At 71.0% G+C, this 22579-nt stretch carries 16 protein-coding genes; 5 read left to right on the plus strand and 11 right to left on the minus strand.

The features are described from left to right. Positions 1-166: 166 nt before the first annotated feature. Positions 167-1309, minus strand: a complete 1143-nt coding sequence (locus tag ACIQPR_RS20635) for an aminoglycoside phosphotransferase family protein (protein WP_403650317.1) — start codon at positions 1307-1309, stop codon at positions 167-169. Positions 1310-1552: 243 nt separating this feature from the next. On the opposite strand from ACIQPR_RS20635, the gene ACIQPR_RS20640 reads away from it, so the two are divergent. Further along, a complete protein-coding gene (locus ACIQPR_RS20640; protein ID WP_403650318.1) occupies positions 1553-3061 on the plus strand; it encodes a hypothetical protein in 1509 nt (502 codons plus the stop codon). An 83-nt stretch (positions 3062-3144) separates the two neighbouring features. Here the strand turns inward: ACIQPR_RS20640 and ACIQPR_RS20645 are convergent, their stop codons facing one another. Further along, a complete protein-coding gene (locus tag ACIQPR_RS20645) occupies positions 3145-4572 on the minus strand; it encodes a PP2C family protein-serine/threonine phosphatase (RefSeq protein WP_403650320.1) in 1428 nt (475 codons plus the stop codon). 538 nt (positions 4573-5110) lie between these two features. On the opposite strand from ACIQPR_RS20645, the gene ACIQPR_RS20650 reads away from it, so the two are divergent. Further along, on the plus strand, positions 5111-7390 hold the full coding sequence (locus ACIQPR_RS20650; RefSeq protein WP_403650322.1) for a M4 family metallopeptidase: 2280 nt from the start codon (positions 5111-5113) through the stop codon (positions 7388-7390). Between the two features lie 93 nt (positions 7391-7483). Here the strand turns inward: ACIQPR_RS20650 and ACIQPR_RS20655 are convergent, their stop codons facing one another. The 9 genes from ACIQPR_RS20655 to ACIQPR_RS20695 all read right to left on the minus strand — a co-directional run bounded on the left by ACIQPR_RS20655 (position 7484) and on the right by ACIQPR_RS20695 (position 17651). Further along, positions 7484-8269: a hypothetical protein gene (locus ACIQPR_RS20655; RefSeq protein WP_403650324.1), complete on the minus strand. Its 786-nt coding sequence runs from the start codon at positions 8267-8269 to the stop codon at positions 7484-7486. Positions 8270-8298: 29 nt separating this feature from the next. Then, positions 8299-9513, minus strand: a complete 1215-nt coding sequence (locus ACIQPR_RS20660; protein WP_403650326.1) for a cytochrome P450 — start codon at positions 9511-9513, stop codon at positions 8299-8301. Beyond that, complete coding sequence (locus ACIQPR_RS20665; RefSeq protein WP_403650328.1) at positions 9506-10258, minus strand: phytanoyl-CoA dioxygenase family protein; 753 nt, start codon at positions 10256-10258, stop codon at positions 9506-9508. The genes ACIQPR_RS20660 and ACIQPR_RS20665 overlap by 8 nt, the downstream gene beginning before the upstream one ends. Beyond that, positions 10255-10938, minus strand: coding sequence for a phytanoyl-CoA dioxygenase family protein (locus ACIQPR_RS20670; protein ID WP_403650330.1), 684 nt, complete (start codon positions 10936-10938; stop codon positions 10255-10257). Before ACIQPR_RS20670 ends, ACIQPR_RS20665 begins: the two co-directional genes overlap by 4 nt. Further along, positions 10925-11734 carry an aldo/keto reductase gene (locus ACIQPR_RS20675; protein WP_403650332.1) on the minus strand — a complete coding sequence of 270 codons (810 nt, stop codon included), beginning with the start codon at positions 11732-11734 and terminating at the stop codon, positions 10925-10927. Before ACIQPR_RS20675 ends, ACIQPR_RS20670 begins: the two co-directional genes overlap by 14 nt. A gap of 7 nt (positions 11735-11741) precedes the next feature. Beyond that, positions 11742-12602 carry a radical SAM protein gene (locus tag ACIQPR_RS20680; protein WP_403650334.1) on the minus strand — a complete coding sequence of 287 codons (861 nt, stop codon included), beginning with the start codon at positions 12600-12602 and terminating at the stop codon, positions 11742-11744. Then, positions 12599-13852 carry a radical SAM protein gene (locus ACIQPR_RS20685; RefSeq protein WP_403650336.1) on the minus strand — a complete coding sequence of 418 codons (1254 nt, stop codon included), beginning with the start codon at positions 13850-13852 and terminating at the stop codon, positions 12599-12601. The genes ACIQPR_RS20680 and ACIQPR_RS20685 overlap by 4 nt, the downstream gene beginning before the upstream one ends. 151 nt (positions 13853-14003) lie before the next feature. Then, the gene (locus tag ACIQPR_RS20690; protein ID WP_403650337.1) at positions 14004-14354 is read right to left on the minus strand and encodes a hypothetical protein; all 351 of its coding nucleotides are present in this window, start codon (positions 14352-14354) and stop codon (positions 14004-14006) included. A 252-nt stretch (positions 14355-14606) separates the two neighbouring features. Continuing rightward, the gene (locus ACIQPR_RS20695; RefSeq protein ID WP_403650339.1) at positions 14607-17651 is read right to left on the minus strand and encodes an AfsR/SARP family transcriptional regulator; all 3045 of its coding nucleotides are present in this window, start codon (positions 17649-17651) and stop codon (positions 14607-14609) included. Positions 17652-18653: 1002 nt separating this feature from the next. Here ACIQPR_RS20695 and ACIQPR_RS20700 point away from each other — a divergent pair. The 3 genes from ACIQPR_RS20700 (at position 18654) to ACIQPR_RS20710 (ending at position 22578) form a co-directional block, all read left to right on the plus strand. Further along, positions 18654-20936 carry a peptidase domain-containing ABC transporter gene (locus ACIQPR_RS20700; protein ID WP_403650341.1) on the plus strand — a complete coding sequence of 761 codons (2283 nt, stop codon included), beginning with the start codon at positions 18654-18656 and terminating at the stop codon, positions 20934-20936. Further along, positions 20924-22261, plus strand: a complete 1338-nt coding sequence (locus ACIQPR_RS20705) for a condensation domain-containing protein (protein WP_403650343.1) — start codon at positions 20924-20926, stop codon at positions 22259-22261. The genes ACIQPR_RS20700 and ACIQPR_RS20705 overlap by 13 nt, the downstream gene beginning before the upstream one ends. Positions 22262-22329: 68 nt before the next feature. Next, the gene (locus tag ACIQPR_RS20710) at positions 22330-22578 is read left to right on the plus strand and encodes an acyl carrier protein (RefSeq protein ID WP_403650345.1); all 249 of its coding nucleotides are present in this window, start codon (positions 22330-22332) and stop codon (positions 22576-22578) included. Position 22579: the final 1 nt, after the last annotated feature.

A 22579-nucleotide genomic window follows, 5' to 3' on the forward strand; every position in this document is an offset into this window, starting at 1 on the left:
TGTCAACAGGGGACGCGTGGAGTTTCGTGGCGGCGGCTTTCGGGCCTGCGGGGCGTCAGTGGACTACACCAATGAGTGAGTCCGGTGGTCGCGTGCTCAGGGGGAGGGGGACGCGCGAAGGTCCGCGGTGCGCCGCTTCGGGGCGCCCCGCGGACCTTCGTCCCCGTCAGCGAGTGCCGACCGCCGCACGCACGGCCCGTCGGGCCAGCTGGCAGTCGTCGTGCAGCCGCCGCAGCAGCAGCCGCTGTTCCTCGCCGGACGGCGCGGCACCCGGGTGGGCAGCCCCCGGTGCCGCCGGGGTCGTGTCGCGCATCGAACGCTGCACGGCCATCTCGTAGGTACGGATCTCCCGGGTCAGCACCAGCATCAGGTTCACCAGGAACGCGTCCCGCGACGCCGGTCCCGCCGACTGCGCGATCTGGCTGATCTGCCGCCGGGCCACGGGCGCGTCCGCGAGGACCGCCCACAGCGTGGCGAGGTCGTAGCCCGGCAGGTACCAGCCCGCGTGCTCCCAGTCCACCAGCACTGGACCGGCCGGGGAGAGGAGGATGTTGGACAGCAGGGCGTCACCGTGGCAGAACTGGCCCATCCCCTGCCGGCCCGCCGAGTGCGCGATCCCGTGCAGCAGCTTCTGGAGGTCTCCCATGTCCCGGTCGGTGAGCAGCCCCAGCTCGTGGTAGCGGGAGATCCGGGCCGCGTAGTCCAGCGGGGCGTCGAAGGTGCCCGCCGGGGGCCGCCAGGCGTTGAGCCGGCAGATCGCGCCGAGCGCCGCCCTGATGTCCGCCCGCGGCGGGGCCTCCGCCGGATGCCGGTGCAGCGCCGCCACCCGGCCGGGCATCCGCTCGATGACGAGCGTGCAGTTGTCCGGGTCCGCCGCGATCAGCCGCGGCACCCGCACCGGAGGGCGGTGCCGGACGAACGAGCGGTACGCCGCTATCTCGTGCCGGATCCGCTCGGCCCAGGCGGGGGAGTGGTCCAGTAAACACTTCGCTACGGCCGTGCTGCGTCCGGTCGTTCCGACCAGGAGCACGGAGCGCCCGTTGCGGCGTAGCACCTGCACCGGAGCGAACTCCGGACAGATCCGGTGCACCGACGCGATCGCCGTACGCAGCTGGGCCCCCTGAGGGCCGGACAAGTCGAGTCTCCCGCTGAGCGGTTGGGTGCCGAGCCCCGGGACGCGCCGCGGCCTGCCGGCACCGAGCACGGGGCCGGCCGCCGGGCGCGCCGGGTCGAGGTAGGGGCCGCCGGCGCCCGGGCGGGGGTGCAGCGACCGGGGCGGGGCGGACACGGAGGACGATGCTGTGTACATGGGAGAGACAGATCCCTTCGTGTGCCTGCAGTGCCTGTCCAAGCAAGTGCGCTGCCCGGCCCGGTCCCTCGGGCCCATCCTGGGGAATGTCCCTCGGTGACCGGGTCGGGGTGGCGCGTTCCTACCTGACACCAGATGCGCAGTGGCACACCATCTGGCGCACCCTGGCGAACCCTGGCGAATAGTCGCCCGGCACAGCGCACCGGGCTATGTTCAAGTCAGCCGAGAACCTGGGGGCTTGACGTGAACGGACAACCCAACTCCCGTCTCTCGGACCTGTTCGGCCTGGCCGGCTGGTCCAAGGGCGAACTCGCGCGGCTGGTCAACCGGCAGGCGGCGGCCATGGGCCACCCCCAGCTCTCGACCGACACCTCGCGGGTACGGCGTTGGATCGACACGGGAGAGATCCCGCGCGATCCGGTGCCGCGGGTGCTGGCGGCCCTGTTCACCGAGCGTCTCGGCCGTGTCGTGACCATCGAGGACCTCGGTCTGGTCCGGCACGGGCGCACGGGGAAACGGCCCGACGACGGGAATGTGGAACATCCCGACGGTGTGCCGTGGGCGCCCGAACGGACTGCCGCGGTCCTCACCGAATTCACGGGAATGGACCTCATGCTCAACCGACGCGGCTTGGTGGGCGCGGGCGCCGCGCTCGCCGCAGGCTCCGCACTCAGCAGCGCCATGTACGCATGGCTGCACTCCGATCCGACTCTCTCCGCCGACGCTCCCCGGTTCGACGATCCCCTGCACGCCGACCCCGCTGGGTTCGACCGCTATGAGGCCGCCCCCATCGGGACGCAGGAGATCGAGGAACTGGAGGAGTCCGTCCAGGTGTTCCGGGCCTGGGACGCGGCCCGCGGCGGCGGACTGCAACGCAAGGCCGTGGTGGGACAGCTCAACGAGGTGGGCGGCATGCTCGCCTACCGGCACCCCGCCGATCTGCAACGGCGCCTGTGGGGCGTCGCCGCCAATCTCGCGGTGCTCGCGGGCTGGATGTCGCACGACGTCGGTCTGGAGCCCACGGCCCAGAAGTACTTCGTCATCGCCGCCCACGCGGCCCGGGAGGGCGGCGACCGGCCGCGGGCCGGGGAGGCGCTCTCCCGGGCGGCCCGGCAGATGGTGCACCTGGGCCGGCCCGACGACGCGCTCGATCTCATGAAACTCGCCAAGACCGGTTCCGGCGACGAGGTGCTGCCCCGCACCCGGGCGATGCTCTACACGGTCGAGGCCTGGGCGCAGGCGTCGATGGGCAAGGGCCAGGCGATGCGCCGCACCCTCGGCCAGGCGGAGGACCTCTTCGTCTCCGACCGCGGCGACGTACCGCCCCCCAGCTGGATGCAGACGTTCAAGGAGGAGGACCTCTACGGCATGCAGGCCCTGGCCTACCGCACGCTGGCCGAGCACGAGCCGGGAGCGGCCGTGCACGCCCAGTACTTCGCGGAGAAGGCCCTGGCGCTGCGGGTCGACGGACGGCAGCGGTCGAAGATCTTCGACTTCCTGTCGATGGCGTCCGCCTGCTTCATCGCGGACGACCCCGAACAGGCCGACAGGTACGCGCGGTTGGCCCTGGCGTCGATGGGATCGAACTCCTCCCACCGCACCTGGGACCGGCTGCGCGAGATGTACCGGCTGACCGCCCAGTACTCCGACCACCCGAGAATCCACGAGCTGCGGGAGGAGATCAAACTCGCCCTGCCCAGGCCGCAGTCCAGGAGCGCGCGGGTCAGGAAGGGCAACATCGCCCAGGCGTGAGGAGCGCGGCTGTGAGGAGGAGTCCAGGTACGAGGAGGTCGGGCCCGGGCGCCCTGTGACCAGGTGATCCGGGGGCTTGTCGGTCAGGTGGTCCTGGCGACCAGCACGCAGGCGTCGTCCTCGCGCGCGGTGTCGCCGAACTCCTCGACGACCATGCGTACGCAGTCCTGTGCGGTGCGCGCCTCGCCGAACCGCGGGGCCAGGTCGAGGAGTTGGCCCACGGCATCGGCTCCGCCGTGCCCGGGCACCAGACCGTCCGTGTGCAGCAGGAGCACGTCGCCCGCTTCGAGGGTCTCCTCGGCCTGTCCGTAGGACGCTCCCGAGGTGGCGCCGAGCAGGACGCCGTCCGGTGCGCCCAGCACCCGCCCCGTCCCACCGCGGAACAGCAGCGGGGCGGGGTGTCCGGCCTGCGCCCAGGTCAGGGTGCGGGTCTCGGGCCGGTAGCGGCAGCACACCGCGCTGCCCAGGGCGGGTTGCACGGTGGCGTCCAGTAACTGGTTGAGCCAGGACATCAGTTGGCCGGGCTCGGTGCCCGCCATCGCCATGCCGCGCAGCGCGCCGAGCAGCATCGCCATGCCCGAGGTGACGGCGACCCCGTGTCCGGTGAGGTCACCGACGCTCAACAGGGTGGCGCCGTCCGAGAGTTGGAGCGCGTCGTACCAGTCGCCGCCGATCAGCGCGTTCGTCGAGGAGGGCAGATAGCGGGCGGCCAGGTCCAGGTTCTGCGGTCCCTGGTGCGGGAGTCGCAGGGAGCCGCGCCACGGCGGCAGCACCGCCTCCTGCAACTCGACCGCGAGCCGGCGCTCGGTCTGCGCGTGGTGCCGGTGGCGCTGGAGCGAGTCACGGGTCTCGCTCACCGTCCGCTCGCTGCGGCGCAGTTCGCTGACGTCCCGCAGCACGGCCCACATCGAGGCGGTGCCACCGTCGCCGTCGAGCACGGGCTCGCCCATCATGTGCACGGTCCGCACGGCGCCGTCGGGCAGCACGACGCGGAACTCGCCGTCGATGGGCTTGGCGTCGACCAGACAGTCCGTGACCATCGACGTCAGCCCGCGCCGGTCCTCGTCCAGGACCAGGGACGGCAGTTCGTCGAGGGTGAGCGGCGGGGCGGCCGGATCGCGGCCGAGGATCTGGTACAGCTCGCCGGACCAACTCACCGCGTCCGTCAGCAGGTTCCACTCGGCACTGCCGACCCGGCTGAGCAGCGAGTCGTCCCGGGGCGTCTGCGGTACGGCGGTCGGGGCCGGCGGTGTCCCGGCGGTCGTGGGCACCGGCGGCGGGCCGTCCCGCAGCTGGGCCAAGTGCTCGTCGAGGTCGCTGAGTTGATGCAGGGCCAGGTCGCACAGCGCCCGCTGCCACCGCTCCCGGGGGTCCGAACCGTCGCGTGCCGCGTCCCGTCGTACCGCGTCCACGTCGCCCATCAGCCGCCGGGCCTGAGATATCAGCGCGTCGACCGAGCCGCGCGCGGGCGGCTGGGCGGCTGGGCGGTCCGCGGAGAGGTGGGACGGCATGACGCACTCCGATGCGGGGACGGTTCGACCAAGGCGGATGGAGGGACCGGTTACGACTGTCGCACAGCCCGCGACGCCCTGTAAGGGATTTGGCAACACCCGATCCGGTGGTGCTTCTGGCATATGCCAGCGTCTTCACGGGCGCTGCGCGCCACGCCTGTGGCGGGGCTGTCCTGGTGAGGCAAGTCGTAGGCGCCGTACGCGAGTTGAGGGATGGGATACCCCCTCGGGGCGATATTGAACCACCTGTTCGTCGGTCGGGCGTTCGTGCGGGGCGTCGGCGTCCGACCTGCGGCCGAAAAGTGCGTCTCGGGTGGGTGATCCGCAGTGCGGAGAGGTCATTTTTGGCCGTTGATTTGTTATAGCCATGACAATTCTGTGGGTGTGATGCCACGCTGCTGTGCATCACGCTCACCGAGCGTTCACTTCATCCTCACTCTTCCTCCTCACACCCGCGCGCCGCCGGACGGCCGTATCCCGGCCCGACCCGCTCTCCAGGACTCCACCGAGTCCGACCACCCCACAAAAGGAGAACGCCTTGACCCGGCATGACCGTTATCCGCACCACCCCAGATACACCGCCGCTCTGGTGCTCACCGCAGTCGGCACCCTGCTGGCCGCCGGTATGCAGACCGGCGCCGCCTCCGCCGTTCCCGGCGCGGGCCACTCCCCGGCGAAGATCCTCGCCACCCCCCGGGCCGGAGCGGCCCCGGCCGCGCTGACGCCGGCGAAGCACGCCGCCCTCCTCAAGAGCGCGGGCGCCGCCGTCAGGAGCACGGCGAAGAACCTCGGCCTCGGTGCCGAGGAGAAGCTCGTCGTCAAGGACGTCACACAGGACGCCGACGGCACCACCCACACCCGCTACGAGCGGACGTACGCCGGACTGCCCGTCCTCGGCGGCGACCTGGTCGTGCACGCCAAGAGCGGCCGGCTCACGGTCACGAAGGCCGCGAAGGCCGACCTGACCCTGACGGACCTCACCCCGAACGTGGCGTCGGCGACGGTGAAGAGCCGGGCGCTGGCCGCCGCGGCGAAGGCGGGCGGCGAGAAGGCGGAACTCGACGGCGCCCCGCGCCTCGTCGTCTGGGCCGCCGGAGCCAAGCCCGTGCTCGCCTGGGAGGCGGTGGTCGGCGGCTTCCAGGACGACGGCACCCCCAGCGAACTCCACGTGATCACCGACGCCGACTCCGGCAAGCCCGTCTTCCAGTACCAGGGCATCGAAACCGGCACCGGCACCGGCCAGTTCAACGGAACGGTCCCGCTCAGCACCACGCTCGACCCGGCGACCTCGACGTACCAGCTCGTCGACGGCGACCGCGCCGGACACAAGACGTACGACCTGAACCAGGGCACCTCGGGCACGGGCACACTCTTTACGGATGACAACGATGTCTGGGGCGACGGGACGGTGACGAACCGTCAGACCGCGGGCGTGGACGTCGCGTTCGGCGCCGCGGCGACCTGGGACTACTACAAGGACGTCTTCGGCCGCAACGGCATCCGCAACGACGGCGTGGCCGCCTACAGCCGGGCCCACTACGGCAACAACTACGTCAACGCCTTCTGGTCCGACACCTGCTTCTGCATGACCTACGGCGACGGCTCGGGCAACACCCACCCGCTGACGGCACTGGACGTGGCCGCGCACGAGATGAGCCACGGCGTGACGGCCGCGACCGCCGGTCTCACCTACTCGGGCGAGTCGGGCGGCCTCAACGAGGCGACCTCCGACATCTTCGCCGCCGCCGTCGAGTTCCACGAGAACCTCCCCGCCGACGTCCCCGACTACCTGGTCGGCGAGAAGATCGACATCAACGGCAACGGCACACCGCTGCGTTACATGGACAAGCCCTCCAAGGACGGCTCCTCCCGCGACTACTGGAGCTCGACACTCGGCAGCGTCGACGTCCACTACTCCTCGGGCCCCGCGAACCACCTCTTCTACCTGCTGTCCGAGGGCAGCGGCGCGAAGACCGTCAACGGAGTCTCCTACGACAGCCCCACCTACGACGGCCTGCCCGTCACCGGCATCGGCATCGACAACGCCCAGAAGATCTGGTATCGGGCGCTGACCACGTACATGACCTCGTCCACGAACTACGCCGGTGCCCGCACCGCGACGCTCCAGGCGGCGACGGACCTCTTCGGCGCCTACAGCCCCACCTACCTCGCCGTCGCCGACGCGTGGGCGGCGATCAACGTCGGCAGCCGCATAGCGCTCGGCGTCAACCTGGCCCCGATCTCCGGCCAGATCAGCGGAGTCGGCCAGTCCGTGTCCCTCCAGACGGACGCGTACACCACCAACTCCGGTGCGGGGCTGACCTATTCGGCCACCGGCCTGCCGGACGGACTCTCCATCAGCGCCACCGGCCTGATCTCCGGCGTCCCGACCACCCTCGGCAGCAGTGACGTCACGGTGACCGTCACCGACGACACCGGCGCGACCGCCACCACCTCCTTCACCTGGCGGGTGGCGAACATCTACGCCAACAGCACCCGGGTGGACATCCCCGACAACGCCGCCGCCGTGGAGTCCCCGATCACCGTCACCGGCCGCGACGGCAACGCCTCGGCCACCACCCAGGTCTACGTCAAGATCATCCACACCTACCGGGGCGACCTGACCGTCGACCTCGTCGGACCGAACGGCACCGTCTACTCGCTGCTGAACCGGGCCGGCGGCTCCGCCGACAACGTCGACCAGACCTTCACCGTCGACGCCTCGGCCCAACCGGTCAACGGCACCTGGAAGTTGCGGGTGCAGGACCACGCGGCGATCGACGTCGGCTACATCGAGCAGTGGCAGCTGACTCCCTGACCCCGTTCGCACACTGAGGCCGTGCCCGCGTGGACGACTCGTCCACGCGGGCACGGCCACCGGCCCGCCGCGCCCCGCCGCTCCGGGCGGCGGTCAGTACCGTGTGTTGCGCAGGTCCGTCAGCCAGGCCTGGTCGGGATGCCGGTCCCAGTGCCGGCGCAGCGCGGTCTCCCGTTCGGCGTAGCGGCCCCGATGGCACAGGCCGCCGACCGAGAGGGTCACGCTCATGCTGAGCGGCGACTCGCCGGAGACCCAGTGCGGAGTCAGGAAGTGGCTCCACAACACGTCGCCCGGTTCCATCCGCGCGTCCTGGCGGTCCGCGTCGTCGTGGGGCGGTGGATCCTCGGCCGTGAAGTCGCCGCTGACCGCGAGGTCCGCGGGGACCGCGTCGTCGGGGGACACATAGCTGTGGAAGGTCTTGACCCCCTCGACCTGCCACACCAGACCGTGCGACTGGTCGGCGTGATACGTGGAACTCCCGCCGGGACCCGAGATGAACAGATCCGGCGCACAGCGCTGCCAGGTGAATCCCTGGGCCGCGAGGAACATCCGCCAGGGCACCATCACCTGCTCCTGGAATCCGCTCAGCACACTCCCGTACAGCCGGGAGAGGTTGAAGTGCGCGAGCCGGAACGACCAGGTGGCCACCTCCTCGACCGGCGCCCGCTCGAACGACATCGTCCTGGCCGTCCGCACGGCCGGGCTGTCCGCGCCGAGCAGGGTCACCCGGGCCTCCGCGTCCCGCCGGACCACGTCCAGCACCTCCAGGGCGCTGGGGAACGTGAAGTCCGGCCGGTACAGTTCCGGGCCGATGCGGAAGTTGGGCGGGTCCGGCCAGAGTTCCTCGAACTCGGCGACGGTCGTGAGTGTCTTGGGCATCGGTGTCCTCGCTCGTCGATGGTCGTCCGTCACACGCTGCTCGGGCCGGGGCCGGCACCCTGGGCGGCGACGACGTCCCGGACGAAGCGCCCACCGAAGTCCGTGTTCCACACGGGCCTCAGCGGCGGCAGCTCCTCCAGTGCCCCGGTCGCCGCGAGGGCGAGCACCAGCTCGCGCATCACCTGCCGCGTCAGCGCGGCCCCCAGGCACGCGTGCCGGCCGCGCCCGAACGCGACATGCCGTGCCCCGGTCCGGTCCAGCCGGAACGTGCCGGGGTCGGTGAACCTCCTCGGGTCGCGGTTGGCCGCCACCAGGACCAGGACCACGCGCGACTCGGCCCTGAGGGTGTGACCGTGCAGCGGCAGATCGGTCAGCGCGCGCCTCATGGCCAGGTGGAAGGGGGTGGCCAGCCGCAGCGCCTCGTCGATGGCGCCGTCGATGTCCGCCCTGATGTCGAGCGCGGCGCCCTCCGGACCCGTCACCGCCTCCAGGAGACGCGCGACGGCCGCCGCGGTGGGTTCCAGCGCCCCGCTGACCAACTGGGCGTAGACCGCGGTGGCGTCCAGGAGATCCAGCGAACCCTCGGACAGCGAGCGGCTCAGCGCGGTGGCCAGGGCTCCCCGCGGCGCCGTGCAGCGGCGGGCGACGAGGTCGGTCAGCTCGTCCAGCGCGTCCTCCGCGCGCAGACCGGCCGCGGGTTCATAGGTCTCCACCGACCCGAAGGCCAGGATCCGGGTGGCGCAGTCCGCCAGTTCCTCCAGCGCGTCCGGCGGCTCGTCGAGCAGACGGCAGAGACCGGCCGCCAGCGCCGGCCTGATCACCTCGGCGAACAGCCTGCCCGGTGCCACCGCGGGACCCGCCGCCGAGACGGAGTCCGCCACGGCGGCGGCCGTCAGACCGACGGTGGCGGGAGTGAACAGGGGGAGCAGCAGGCGTCGCATGCCGGTGTGCCGCGGCGGATCGGAGAACACCGGCCAGCGGTCGATGAACTCCGTCACCCGCCAGTACGTCTTCTGCTCCTCCTCGGTCAGACCGGGCGGGCAGTACGTCTCGACCTGCGCGCCGAGCCGGGTGTCCCGGAGCAGTTCGTACACGTCGTCGTAGCGCGTGACGTACCACGTGCCCGTGGTCTCGTCCCAGCCCGTGCCGCGTGACTCGCGCAGTTCGTCGAACCACTCCAGCGGCGCCGTCTCCTTCGCCGCCCGGAGCCGGGTGACCCCGGGCTCCGTCGTCCCCTCATCCATCGCGAACCGCCCTGTTCCTTCCGTCCGTTCGCGGGACCCGGAGAACACCGGATCCCTCCGGCCCCGGCTGCTCGCCGAGCAGGTAGTCGTCCAGTTCCCGCCGGGCCACGTCCGACTCCGGCACCGAGGCGTAGGTGGTGGTGATCCGGCGCCGTACGGCCGGGCCGCCGAACCAGGCGTGGTATGCGCGGGGATCGAAGGCCACGAGATCACCCGGGCGGGACTCGACCGTGAAGGCCGGCACCTCCGCCGGTTCCATGCCCAGCCGCCCGAGCGGGTCCTTGAGGTCCGCCGCGAACGCGTCCCAGCTCCCGCCGCGCCGGTGCGTGCCCGGGATGATCCGCAGCGCTCCGGTGCTGCCGTCGAGCGGCTCCAGGTGCTGGACGAACGTGACCAGCCGCAGGGCCTGGTGGTGGTCGCCGTCCCGATGCCAGCCGACGGCACCCTCGTACCGCGCGCCCTCCCCGCCGGCGTAGACGACGTCGGTCCCCAGCAGACGGCGTGCGAGCAGCGGGCAGCGGTCGTCCGCGAGCAGCGCCTCCCGAAGGATCTCGCTGCGCTCGGCGACCCGGGGGATCCCCGAGGGCTCCCGCCGCCCGTCCGCGGCGGACCGGCCGAGGACGTCCTCGAAGGCGCCGCCGATCGCCGGGGCGACGTCGTCCTGCACACCCCGCAGGTGCACGAACCCGAACGTCCTGAAACGGGTGACCTCGGCAGCGGTCACCGACAGGGACTTGAGTCTCATCCGATGAGCACCGATCCCGAGACGTAGCGGTTGAGGAAGTAGCGGCGGGTGTCGAGCTGTTCGGCCTCGGTCTCCGGTTCGCCGACGCAGTTGAACGCCAGCTGCCGGCGTACGTCGCCGTGCCAGGCCGCGTGCATGACGTTCGTGTCGAACACGATGACGTCACCGGGCCGGGACTCCACGACCACCGCCGGAACATCGCCCCCGGCGAGACCGAGGTCCTCCCGGTGCCGGATGACGTGCCGGGTCGGATCGCCCGTCCAGCCGTTGTCGGCCCGGTGCGAGCCGGGCAGGAAACGCAGCGCGCCGGTGTCGCGTGCGGTGTCGTCGAGGTACAGCACGAAACGCAGGAACGGCGTGTTGTAGAAGCCGTCCGAGTGCCAGTAGGAGTCACCGACCAGCGCGTTGGCGTCACTGGTGATGACCCGGTGGCGGCGCCCGAAGTACGCCTCGCAGATGCCGCGCACCCACGCCGACCGCGCGACCGACCCGAGGGCGGGCAGGCCGGTGAGGATGTCGAACTCGGTGACCCGTTCCTCGGGCCGGCCGTCCGACGGCAGCCGGATCAGCTGCCCGAAGCCGTGCTCCAGGCCCGCGACCGCGTCCTGGGCGGCCCGGCGGAGATGCGCGAAGCCGAACACCTGGAGCTGCCGGGCCACTTCGGTGTCACGAAACGGCATGGGACCTCCCGGCCGAGGCGACCGGACCGGCGACCGGCTCCCCGATCGCCACCGCCCCGCAGTCCGCCAACTGCTCCCGGTTGCGGGGACCCAGGACCACGGCCTCGGGGGCGTAGATCTCGTGGATCTCGGCGATCCTCGCGGCGATCGCCTCCGCCCTGCGCTCCGGCGGTACGGCGTGCAGCCGCGCGCCGCCCGAGAAGAGGCTGCGGACCACGAGTCGGTAGTCGGCGAGCAGGCGGAGCGTGTCCTCGTCCTCGGGATCGAGTTGGTCCGCCTCGCACATGATCACGCTGCCGGCGGGCAGCCGGCCGACGATCCGCGGCAGACTCACCTCCGGCAGCAGCACACTGACGCCGACCCGGTCCGCCCGGCCCGTCCGTGAGCAGTGCCGGGCGAAGCCCGCGAGGTCGATGTCCGGGATCCGCTTCGGGTCCGGGTTGTGCACGAAGGCGACCTCGACCCGCTCCCGCCGCAGCCGGTCGAGGCTGCCCCGCAGCGACCTGGCCAGTCCGTCGAGGCTGTAGTCGAGGGTCGGCAGCGGAGTGGCGGTGTCGATGCCCACCTTCGTCCACACCGCCGCGTCGCCGGGCGCGAAGGCCCCGAGATCCTCCTCCGCGTGGCCGCGGGCGTACACCGGGGACGTGTCGAAGGTGGTGAAGCCGCGCGCGACCGCGCTCTCGACGAACGCGCGACCGTCGTGCGTGTCACGGCCCAGCACCATCAGGCCGTTGAAGGAACCCGAGCATCGCATGGTGCCGATCACCACGGTCGGCCGGTTCTGCGTCGTGCTCATCGAGACCTCATCCCTGGGGGGTTTCCGAACGGCAGATCGCCATGCAGGCGAGACTCGTGCTCGGCGGTTCGCAGAACGACCTCTCAAGGGCGTCGCCGATCTCCTGCCGCGAGGCGAAGACCGACACCTGACCGGACTTGTCGTACGGACAGCGACGCAGGAAGCCGTCGGCGGACAGATACAGCCGCGCGGACTCGCAGCTGCGCACGACCGGACCGCGCAGCCACGCGTGGTAGTCGGACACCACGGTCCGCAGTTGCTCCGACATGCCGAAGAACGTGTCGATCAGGGCCAGATCACGCTTGAGGTTCGGGTTCTCGAACCGGAACGTCGGCGACGGCAGGAGCGGACTGACCTCGACCGGGACGTCCGCCGTCTCGACCACGCCGACGATCGACTTCAGGTCGTCCTCGTCCAGCTCGTAGGCGGTGACATGCAGACTGGCCCGGTGATGGCCCAGCGCCTCGAAGACGGCGGACGTCGAGGAGATCGTCCGGCCGGTGCGGCCCAGTTCCTCCGCCCGGCGGCTGTCGGCGGAGACGGTGACATGGCTGAGCATGCCCGCCACTGCGGCCAGCGCGTCGAGCCGCGGCCCGCTCCTGGCGGCGGTGACCACCGACGGACGGAACCCGAACTGGAGCGCCACGCGCACGAGTTGACGGAACTCCGGGTGGTCGGTGGGTTCGCCGCCCGACAGGCACAGCTCGTCGACGCCGAACTCGCGCAGCCGCGAAAGGGCCCGGGAGTACGCGTCGAGACTCAGGACGTCCCGCCCGACATCGGCCCGGAAGCAGAACCGGCAGTTGACCTCGCAGTTGTCGGCGGTCGAGATCAGCACCCCGTTGAGCGCGTCGAACCGGTCGGTCACTGCAACCCCGTCTGGTCGGTGAGGGCGAGTTCGAGACCCACCTGGAAGAAGTCGCACATCTGCGGATCGGGCTCGGGATTGCCGCGCAGCGAGACGTCGTTGCGGGACGGACCACCGCAGACGGCCGCCGCCGGGCACTCCCCGCACGCCTTCGAGGGCAGCAGGTTCTTCGCGGCACCGGCCAGCAGCTCCGGGTGCTCCCGCAGCTCGCTGATCGGGAACACGAAGGAATCGTCACGCCAGTTGAGGTCGAGGACCGAGATCCGCCCGCGCGAGAGCAGCGCCGCGTTGAGGCCGCCGTCCTGCTGGATGTGCTCGTACATCTTCGGCAGGCGGGTGTCGAGGGCCTGGTAGATGCGGTCGAGCGAGGAGAACAGCATGGCGCCGCGCGACAGGGCCAGCAGCCGGGAACGGAAGACCGCGCGGCACAACGCCTCGCCGTCGACATGCCAGCGGCCCGATATCGGGATCGGTGTGTTGACGTAGATGAAGTTGATGCCGAGCGAGAGCACGTACTCGACAGTGTCCGGCAGATTGCTCACATTGGTCGGCGTGGGGGTGAGATTGCAGCCCACGTACACGCCGGCCTCGATCAGCCGCTGGATATTGCGGTGGATGCGTTCGTCGGCCGGTTTCCCCGACAGCAGGAAGCGTTCCAGCTTGTTGTTCTCCGGGGTGCCGTCGAAAGACACACCGACGCCGTACTTGAACTCCTTGAAGTGCTCGATCATCGGGTCCTTGATCAGGACGCCATTGGTGACGACGGTGAACTGCACCCGTCCGACACCGTGTTTCGCGGCGAGTTCGAGCGCGTACTCGTCGCCGTACTTCATCAGGTCGAAGCGGGTGGTCGGCTCCCCGCCGAACCACTGGATCGTGACCTCCGGCTGGCCGGCGTTCTGCTCGAAGAGGTACTCAAGTCCCGCACGGAGGTCGGGGATCGTGATGTCGTCGGCGCCCGTGTTGGTGTCCACGAAGCAGTACGTGCAGGTCATGTTGCAGCGGTCGGTCACCACGATGCGGTATCCGCTGATCCGCGGCGGCCGGCCCGTCATGCCCATCCCGCGGACCCGGTCGAGGACGAGATCACGCTGGGGCGCGGTCGCCGGCTCCGGGGTGAAACCGATCTGCCGCATCTCCTCCAGGATTTCCGGCTCGTCGGCCCGGATCCGCCGCAACTCGTCGGCGGTGAGACTGGCGCTTCCCAGGGAGACGGGATCGAAGACAATGCCCTCCGAACCCTGAGCCACGAGTAGATATTTGTTCCAGAGCCGATCGGCGTCATTCGTCACGGAGACCTCCTGTAAGTGCGGAATCGGTCGTGCGCCGGAAAGCGAACGGCGGGAAGCCTGCTGCGGTGTCATCGCCGATCGCCGATGACACCGCAGCAGAAAAGGAACGTCAGTCTTCCTGCTCGATCTTCGCGGCCTTCAGAACGTCCTGCACGATCTCCGTGTAGTGCTTCTTGAGGTGCTCGGTGTTCTCGGCCGTGGCGCCGTCGGCGAGGACGATGATGCCGGGCAGCGACGGGTTGGGAGCCATCAGGACGATGCCGGGCGGGTCGAGGCTGATCGCCATGACGGCGTCCTCGACCGGGACCCACTCGACCCGTTCCTTCACGGCTTCCATCACGGTGACCTGCTTGGCCTTGATGTCTTCGCGCTCGCCGAACCACACACCCGACTTCCCCCGTGACCCCACCGCGTCGGCGTAGATCAGGTGGTTGTCCTTCTGTTCGCGAGGTTTGGGCATCTACACGCCTCCTGGAGAAAGTGTCGAATTCAGGATGTGCTGCGCCGGGAATTCAATCCCGAGGGCCCTGAAGCCTTTTCGCGCACATTCTGACCGGTCCTGGTGAGCGTGGCACGGCGGGCCATAAACGCGGTCCATTCCCGGTATATTCGATGAACTCCAAGAATTTTCGGTAATTTTTCTCCAAGGCGTCCGGCGCCAGGTGTCAGGCGGCTGACGGTCGCGGGCCCGTACGGTTCGCGCGGTGGTCCGTCACGACTCGCCCGCCGACACCGGGCGGTCCACCAGGCGGTCCAGGATCCGGCCGACGTCGTCCGCGTCGGGAAGCCCCAGACGCGCGAACAGCGTGCGCGCCCGGTCCAGTTGGACCCGCGCGGCCGAGGTCAGGCCCAGATCGGCCTGGGCCTCGCCGAGCACGGTCAGGGCGTAGGCCTGGTCCCGTACGGCGCCGATCTCCTCGCACCGGGTCACGGCCTCGGCCGCGTGCCGTACCGCCTCCTTGTGCCGGCCCGTCCTGCGCAGCGACTCGGCGAGCCGGTACAGGGCGTGGGCCTCGCGCCCGCGGATGTCGGCCGACCGGCACACGCCCAGGCACTCCGTGTAGCGGGCGATGGCGTCCTCGAACCGTCCCTCCTCGTGCAGCGCAAGCGCCAGCACGTACAGCGCGTACGCGACCCCCGGAAGGTCGCCCAGGGCACGCAGCACCGCCAGCGTGGCCTCGCAGGCCGCGGCGGCCTCGTCGGCCCGGCCGCTGCGGACCCGGGCGAGGGCCGCGTTGATCGTGGTCGCCGCCTCGCCGGACCGGTGGCCCAGCTCGCGGGCGAGCACGATCGCCTCGTCGAAGCACACCACCGCCTCGGTGTACCGGCGCAGGAACATGACGGCCACACCGAGGTTGTTCAGCGCCTGCCGGAGGATCACCGGGTCCTTCGTGTCCCGCGACGCGCCCACGGCGAGCCGGGCGTGCTGCTCGGTGTCGACGGGCCTGGCCGCCTGGAGCGCGAGGTCGCTGCACAGGAACCGGGCCCGGCCGAACGCCCGCCGGTCGCCCCGGAGTTCGGCCTCCCGGGCCAGCTCCAGCGCGGCGGACTCCAGCCCCTCGAAGCGGGCGTCGACGCAGAAGGGACTGACCGCGATGAGCAGATCCACGGCGGTCCGCAGCCGGTCGTCGTCCGGCTCCGCCGGGCGGCCCACGGTGCGCAGCGCGGCGCTCGTCACGACGCCGATCTCGCCGGTGATCCAGGACCGCGCCGCGTGGACGCCGTTGAAGCGCAGTCCCGGTGAGCGCAACGGGCCGAGGAAGTCGGCCACCGGGTCTCCCGGCACGGCGTGCGCGAAGGCGTGGCACGCCGTGGCGAGCAGATGGTCGAGCAGTCGGCCGAAGGCCCGCTCGGTGTCGGCCCGGTGCTCGTCGGCCGTCTGTTCGGCGAAGACGCGCAGCAGGTCGTGGTAGCGGTAGCGGCCGGGCGCGGGCGACTCCAGCATGGCGGCGTCCACCAGGGCCTCCAGCAGCTCCTCCGTGGTCGACTCGTCCGTCTGGAGCACGGCCGCGGCCACCGGCAGGCCGAAGCCCAGCGGTCCCGCGGCGGCCAACAGCCGGAAGGCGCGGGCCTGTTGCGGCGGCAGTTGCCGGTACCCGACCTCGAAGGCCGTGTGGATCGACACATCGCCCACGCGCAGTTCCTCGATGCGGCGCCGCTCGTCGGCGAGCCGGGCGGTCAGTGTCGAGATGTTCCACCGGGGGCGGGAGGCCAGTTTGGTGGCCACGATCCGGATGGCCAGGGGCAGGAACCCGCAGAGTTCGAGGAGTTCGAGCGCGGACGCCGGCTCCGCCTCGACGCGGGTGGGGCCCACGACCGCGCTCAGCAGCGACAGGGCCTCGTCGGGCCGGAACGTGTCCACGCCGAGCTGCCGGGTGAGCGGCAGGCCGAAGAGCCGCGACCTGCTGGTGATGATGATGCCGCAGCCCGCCGATCCGGGCATCAGGCCCAGGACCTGCGCGGCGTCCCGCGCGTTGTCCAGGACGATCAGCACTCTGCGGCCGTCCAGGAGCGAGCGGAACAGTCTGCATCGGTCGTCGAAGGTGTCCGGCACGGCCTCCGCGCCGACGCCCAGGGCGAGGAGGAACCCCGTCAGGACGAGGGCGGGCTCGACCGGGCTGTCGTCGTCCCCGCGCAGATCGGCGTAGAGCTGCCCGTCCGGATAGGCCCCGCGCACCCCGTGGGCGGTATGCAGGGCCAGTGTCGTCTTCCCGGCCCCGCCCATCCCGTCGATCGCCACCACGGCCGGCGTGCGGCGTCCGGACGTCGTTAGCACGGCCCGCATGTCGCTGACGGCCGCGGCACGTCCGGCGAAGTCGGGGAGATCGGGGGGCAGATGGGCCGGCACGGGCACCGGAACCGTTGCCGGCACCGGCAGTTGAGCTGTCTCAGGGGCACGGGTCGCTGCCACCTCGCGCCCGGTTCCGCCTGCCCGTCGGTCGGCCCCCGCGCGTTCCTCGGCCGCGGCGACCGCGATGGACAGCGCCGGATCGTTCTCCAGCACCTGCCGGTAGACGGTGGTCAGTTCGAGACCCGGATCGATGCCCTGCTCCTCCAGCAGCACCTTCCTGACCCGGCCGTACACGGCGAGCGCGTCGGCCTGCCGGCCGGCCCCGTACAGCGCGCGCATCAGCAGGCCGTGCGGACGCTCGCGCAGTGGGAACGTGGCGGTGAGATCCGCCAGGTCGGGAATCACCTGACGGTGCCGTCCCAGCGCCAGGTCGAGATCGAAACGCTCCTCCAGCAGCGCGATCCGCAACTCCTCCAGCCGATCGCGCTGGCGCATGGCGAAGGGACCGGGCACGCCCGCCAGGGTCTCTCCCTGCCACATGCCCAGCGCCCGGTTCAGCAGGTCGCTGGCCTGCTGGGCCTGCCCGGAGGCGCGCGCGTGTGCCGCCTCCCGGGTGAGCAGTTCGGCCTGCCCGGCGTCGAGGGAGGCGGGCGGGACGATCAGCCGGTAGCCGTCCCCGACCGACACGACCACGCTCGGCCGCGAGCGGTCCGGCTCCAGCAGACTGCGCAACTGCCAGGCATACGTGCGGATAGTGGTGGTGGCCCTGCTGGGCGGTGTCGCCCCCCACAGCGCGTCGATCAGTTGGGACTTGGACGCCGCGTGTCCGGGCCGCAGCAGCAGGACCGCCAGCACGGCCCGTAACTGTGGTGGCCGAACGGGCAGTTCGGCGTCGCCCCGGCGTACTCGCACCGCGCCGAGCACAGTGAAGCGCAGCTCCTCCATCACGTCGCCCACACCCTTCATGCCCCCACTGGTGAAATCGTTCCGCTACGAAGAGTGGTCACTGCAACGGTCGGTTCCCTGTCCCGGTTCCCTGCCCCGGCCGCTCGGCGGGCCACGGCGGCACCTGGGCCTGTCGACCCGCGGTCCGAGCGGACAAGGCGTCAGCGGACGACGAAGGGCACGGCCGTGAGCGGACGGGCTCGGCTCTGCGGACTTCTTGCGGCGTGGGGTCGCGGAGGAGCGCGGACGCCCGCTCGCGGGCACGGGAGCCGACGTGCCGTCGGACCGACCAGCCTCCCAGTCGACGATTTCCTCCACGAGATCGCGCACGGCGGCGAGCGGGCCCGGGCGGTCGATCCGGCTGCCGGGCGCGCCGAGTTTACCTCGCCGGCCCGTGCGGCGGCAGGGGCGCGAGGACATCCGTAGGACAGCCGTGGGGCATGCGCCATCGACACGTCGCCGCGCGACATCATGGCCGGTTCGCCGAGTGGCGATACTTGCCGGAAAAGGGGAGCGCCTAGGGAATCCACTAGTTTTCCCTGACCGTGCTTCGGGGATTCGAATCGCCGTGAGACCATGATTTCGAATAGGTGCGTGGAATTTCGCTGCACCTGTGCGACCCGCATTTCCGGGTGGCATCGCCATCAATTGGTGAGGGTTGAGAATTCCGGTGAGGATCTCTACGGTATAGCCGTCCGGTCACCCGGACGAGGAAGTGAATTCGTAGCATCCTCTGCGCTTCTTCCCCGTCGGACGGTCCGGTGCCCCCAGTGGATTTTTTCCGGCCATTCATTTCGGTGCGAAGAAGCCTCTTCGAAAGGAAAAGGTCATGGACAATTTCGACGACATCGACATTTCTGAGCTGTCGGACGAGGAGCTGGACGACATCGTCGGCGGCCAGTTCGCGATCACCAACGGCTGCGTCATCTGACGCCAGTCCGGATCCGGCTCCGCGACCCGTCTGCCGGAGGAGCGAAGGCCCCTCCGGCAGACGGGTCGGCGGCTCACCACGGGAAGGGACCCATGCCTGGCGAATCCCGTTTCAACGCCGAGGCGCTCGAACACCACCGCCGGGCCGACGGCCTGGGACCGGTGTTCGGCCACTCTCCTCCCGCGGCCCGGCCCCGGGGCGCGGCCGGACGGATCGCCGCCGTCCGCGAGCGGTTCGGGCGCCGCGCCCGCGCCCGGCGGCTCCAGGTCTGCTACCAGACCCAGGTCAGCGACTGCGGTCCCGCCGCCCTCGTCACCGTGCTGCGCCACCACGGCGTGGACGTGACCCTCGACGAGATCCGCGCGCGGGCCGGCTCCGGGCGCAACGGCGCGTCCGCCCGGACCCTGCTGGAGATCGCCCGTGAGCACGGCGTCAAGGGCCGCGGTGTGCGGGCCACCCCGGACGCGCTGGCCAGGCTCTCTCCCGGCTCCATCCTGTTCTGGAACTTCAGCCACTTCGTCGTCCTGGAGCGAGCCGGCCGGGACCATGTGGACGTCATCGACCCCGTGCACGGGCGGCGCCGGCTCACCATGGCATCGGTCGCCGAGTCCTTCACCGGTGTCGCCCTGGAGTTTGAGCCGCCGCTCGACACCGGCTCCGGCCGCAGGCGCTCGGGCAGCCAGCCCGGTCCCTGGCACCACCTGCGCCCGTACCTCCCGCGCGGCCGGGAACTGGCCCTCCTCCTCGCCGCCTCCACCGGACTCATGGCCTTCGAACTCGCCCTCCCGCTCACCACCGGGTTCCTGGTCGCGCGGGTCCTCGGCAGCCGGTCCACCGGAGGCGCGTGGACGGTCTGGGCGGTCCTGGCCGGGCTGGTCCTCCTCTACTTCACGCTGTACGCGGCGCGTTCCTTCCTGGTGACCAGACGCCAGGCCGTCATCGAGAAACGCCTCACCCTGGGCATCGTCGGACACCTGGCGGATCTCCCCTACGACTTCTTCACCGTGCGCAACTCCGGAGATCTCGCACTGCGCGTCCGCACCAGCAACGTCCTCGTCCAGGTGCTGAGCCTCACCGCGGTCTCGGCCGTGTTCGACAGCCTCCTCATCGTCTGCTACCTGGTCGCGATAGCCGTGGCCAGCCCGCTGCTCGCGCTGCTCGTCACCGTCCTGGTCGTCGTCCAGACCGGCATCCTCGTGCTGACCTGGCGACGCCAGACGGGCCTGAGCCAGGAGGTCCTGGACCGCCAGACCAAGGCGCAGGAGGAACTGGTGGAGATGCTGGAGAGCATCACCACCCTCAAGGCCGCCGGAATGGACGGCAGAGCGGTCGAGCGGTGGTCGCACACCCTCGTCCACGAGGTGAACAAGCGGCTCAGCGCCCGCCGCAACCTCGCCCTGTTCGCCTCGCTCAGCCGCACACTCCAGTTCGCCGCCCCCCTGATCGTGCTGGTCGCCGGGATCTGGCTGGTCCTCAGCCGCCACTACCCGCTCGGCGAGGCCATGGGCTTCATGACGCTGACGATCGCCCTGTTCATCCCGCTGGAGGGCCTCTTCGACGCCGGCTCCCAACTGGCCGCCGTCCGCCCCGCCCTCGCCCGGCTCGACGACGTCCTGAGCGCGCCCCCCGAACCCAGGGGCAGCTTCGTCGGCACCGGCGTCGCCCGGCCCGGCCGTATCAAGGCCGAGAAGGTGTCCTTCCGCTACCCGGGCGCACCCCGGCCCACCCTCGACGACATCGACCTCGACGTGCGGCCCGGCCAGTTCGTGGCCGTCGTCGGCCGCTCCGGCTCCGGCAAGTCCACCCTCGGCATGCTGCTCGCCGGACTCCACACCCCCACCGGCGGCACCCTCACCGTCGACGGCACCGACCTGACCGAACTCGACCGGCCCACGCACCGGCGCCGTATCGGCTACGTCAACCAGAACGCCCACCTGTTCGGCGGCTCCATCCGGGACAACATCGTCCTGGGCGCCGACGACATCAGCAAGGACGACCTGATCACGGCTGTCGGGCTGGCGCACATCAACGAGGAGATAGAAGCCATGCCCATGGGCTACAACACCCTCGTCGCGCCCGGCGGCCACGGCCTGTCCGGAGGGCAGCGCCAGCGGATCGTACTGGCCCGGATGCTGGCGAAGAAGCCGGAACTCGTCATCCTCGACGAGGCGACCAGCGCCCTGGACCCCGCCCTGGAGGAATCCATCATGCGGGGGCTGCTGGACGCGGGGATCACCGTCGTCGTCATAGCCCACCGCCTGACGGTCCTGGACGAGGCCGACCAGGTCGTCGTCATGCGCGACGGACGCATCGTGGAGAGGGGTTCCCCCGCCGTCCTGCGGGAGAGCGGAACGGAGTACCTGTGCCTGGCGTGACGGCGCCCGGGGCCGGTGTGCCCTTCCCGCTCACCTACGAGCAGGACCGGTTCCACACCAAGACCCGCGCCGACGGCTGGTCCCACAAGAACGTGCAGCTCGCCTTCGAGATCCTCGGCGACCTCGACACCGACGCCCTCGCGGACGCCGTGCGCGCCTTCGTCGTACGACACGACGCGCTGCACCTCCAGCTGGATCCGGCCCCCGGCCCGTATCCCCGGCAGTGGACCCGGCGGATCGACGCCGACGAGGAGGTCGTCCAGCGGCTCAACGTGAAGGCCGCCTCGCCCGAGCAGTTCTCCCGCTACGCCTCCGCCCTGCTGTCCCGCGACTGCGTCACCCCGTGGTCGTACGGCGCGCAACGGCCTTTCAAAATCCGGCTGTTGCGGCGCGACGAGCAGCACCACGCCCTGCTGGCCACCTTCCAGAACCTCGTCTTCGACGGCCGGGCCCATCACCTGTTCGGGCACGAGGTCTGGCGCGACTACGAGGCCCTGCGCAGGGGCCAGTCCCCGCCCGGCACCGCCCGCTCCTTCGCCGAGGCGGCGGTCCGGCAGCGGGCGGCGACCCCCGCACGGCAGCGCGAACGGACGCTGGCGAGCTGGCGGGAGCGCCTGACGCTCCTGACCCGCACCGCCTGGACCGGCCCGGCCGGGGCCTGCCGCACCGAGCCCGGCACGGTCGGCGCGGAACTGCCCGCCGCCACGGTCGCGGCGCTGCGCGATCTGTCCGCAGAGTTCCGCTGCACCGTCCTCCAGTCCACGGTCGGCCACTTCGTCGCCGCGCTGGCCGCCCGCACCGGCAGGGCCGAGGTGGGCCTGTGGACCTCGATGGACTCGCGCACGTCCCAAGACGCGGACGTGGTGGGCATGTTCGCCGCCTCCTGTCCGCTCGTCGTCCGGGACGCCGGGGCGGACACGCCGTCCGTACGGGCCCAGGTGCGTGAGCAGTTGCTCAACGCGCTCAGGCACCAGCGGCTGACCGCCGACGAGATCGCCGACCTCACCCGTGCGGCCGAGGAGACCGGCGGCGCGCCCGTCAGCCGCGACATCTACGTCAACCTCCGCCGGTACGAAGGGAATTCGTCGGTCCCGGACGACGGCGGACGACTCCGGATCACGGCCGACGCCTACCCGCTGCACCGGATCACCTTCCACGACAGCTTCGCCCTGCACCTGCGGTGCACCGAGTTCCGCGACCGCCTGGACATCGACCTCCTCTACGACGGACACCGGGCCGACCGCCGCCTGGCCCGGACGCTCCTGGACGACATGCTCACCGCGATCCACTCCGCCGTGGACGGCCCGCACGCGGGGGCGGAGTGAACCGGTCCCGCCCGGGCCCCGACGACGCCCCGACCGACCCCGCCCCTCCAGCCAGCAGGGAAGACACCATGCCCGACACGCCCATCGACGAGGTACTGACCGCCGTGAGCGAGGTGTTCGGCCACCCGGTCACGCCCGAGGACGACTTCTTCTCCCTCGGGGGCGACTCCATCACCGCGGTCGAACTGAGCAACCGCCTGGAGGAACTCCTGGACACCGAGGTCGACATCGAGCTGATCGTCGCCCTGCCGAGCCTCGCCGCCCTCGCCGCCGCGCTGGCGCGGCCGGTCCACCTCCTGTCGACAGCCGAGCACTGAG

The organism is Streptomyces sp. NPDC091280 (assembly GCF_044768565.1).
Taxonomy (GTDB): domain Bacteria; phylum Actinomycetota; class Actinomycetes; order Streptomycetales; family Streptomycetaceae; genus Streptomyces.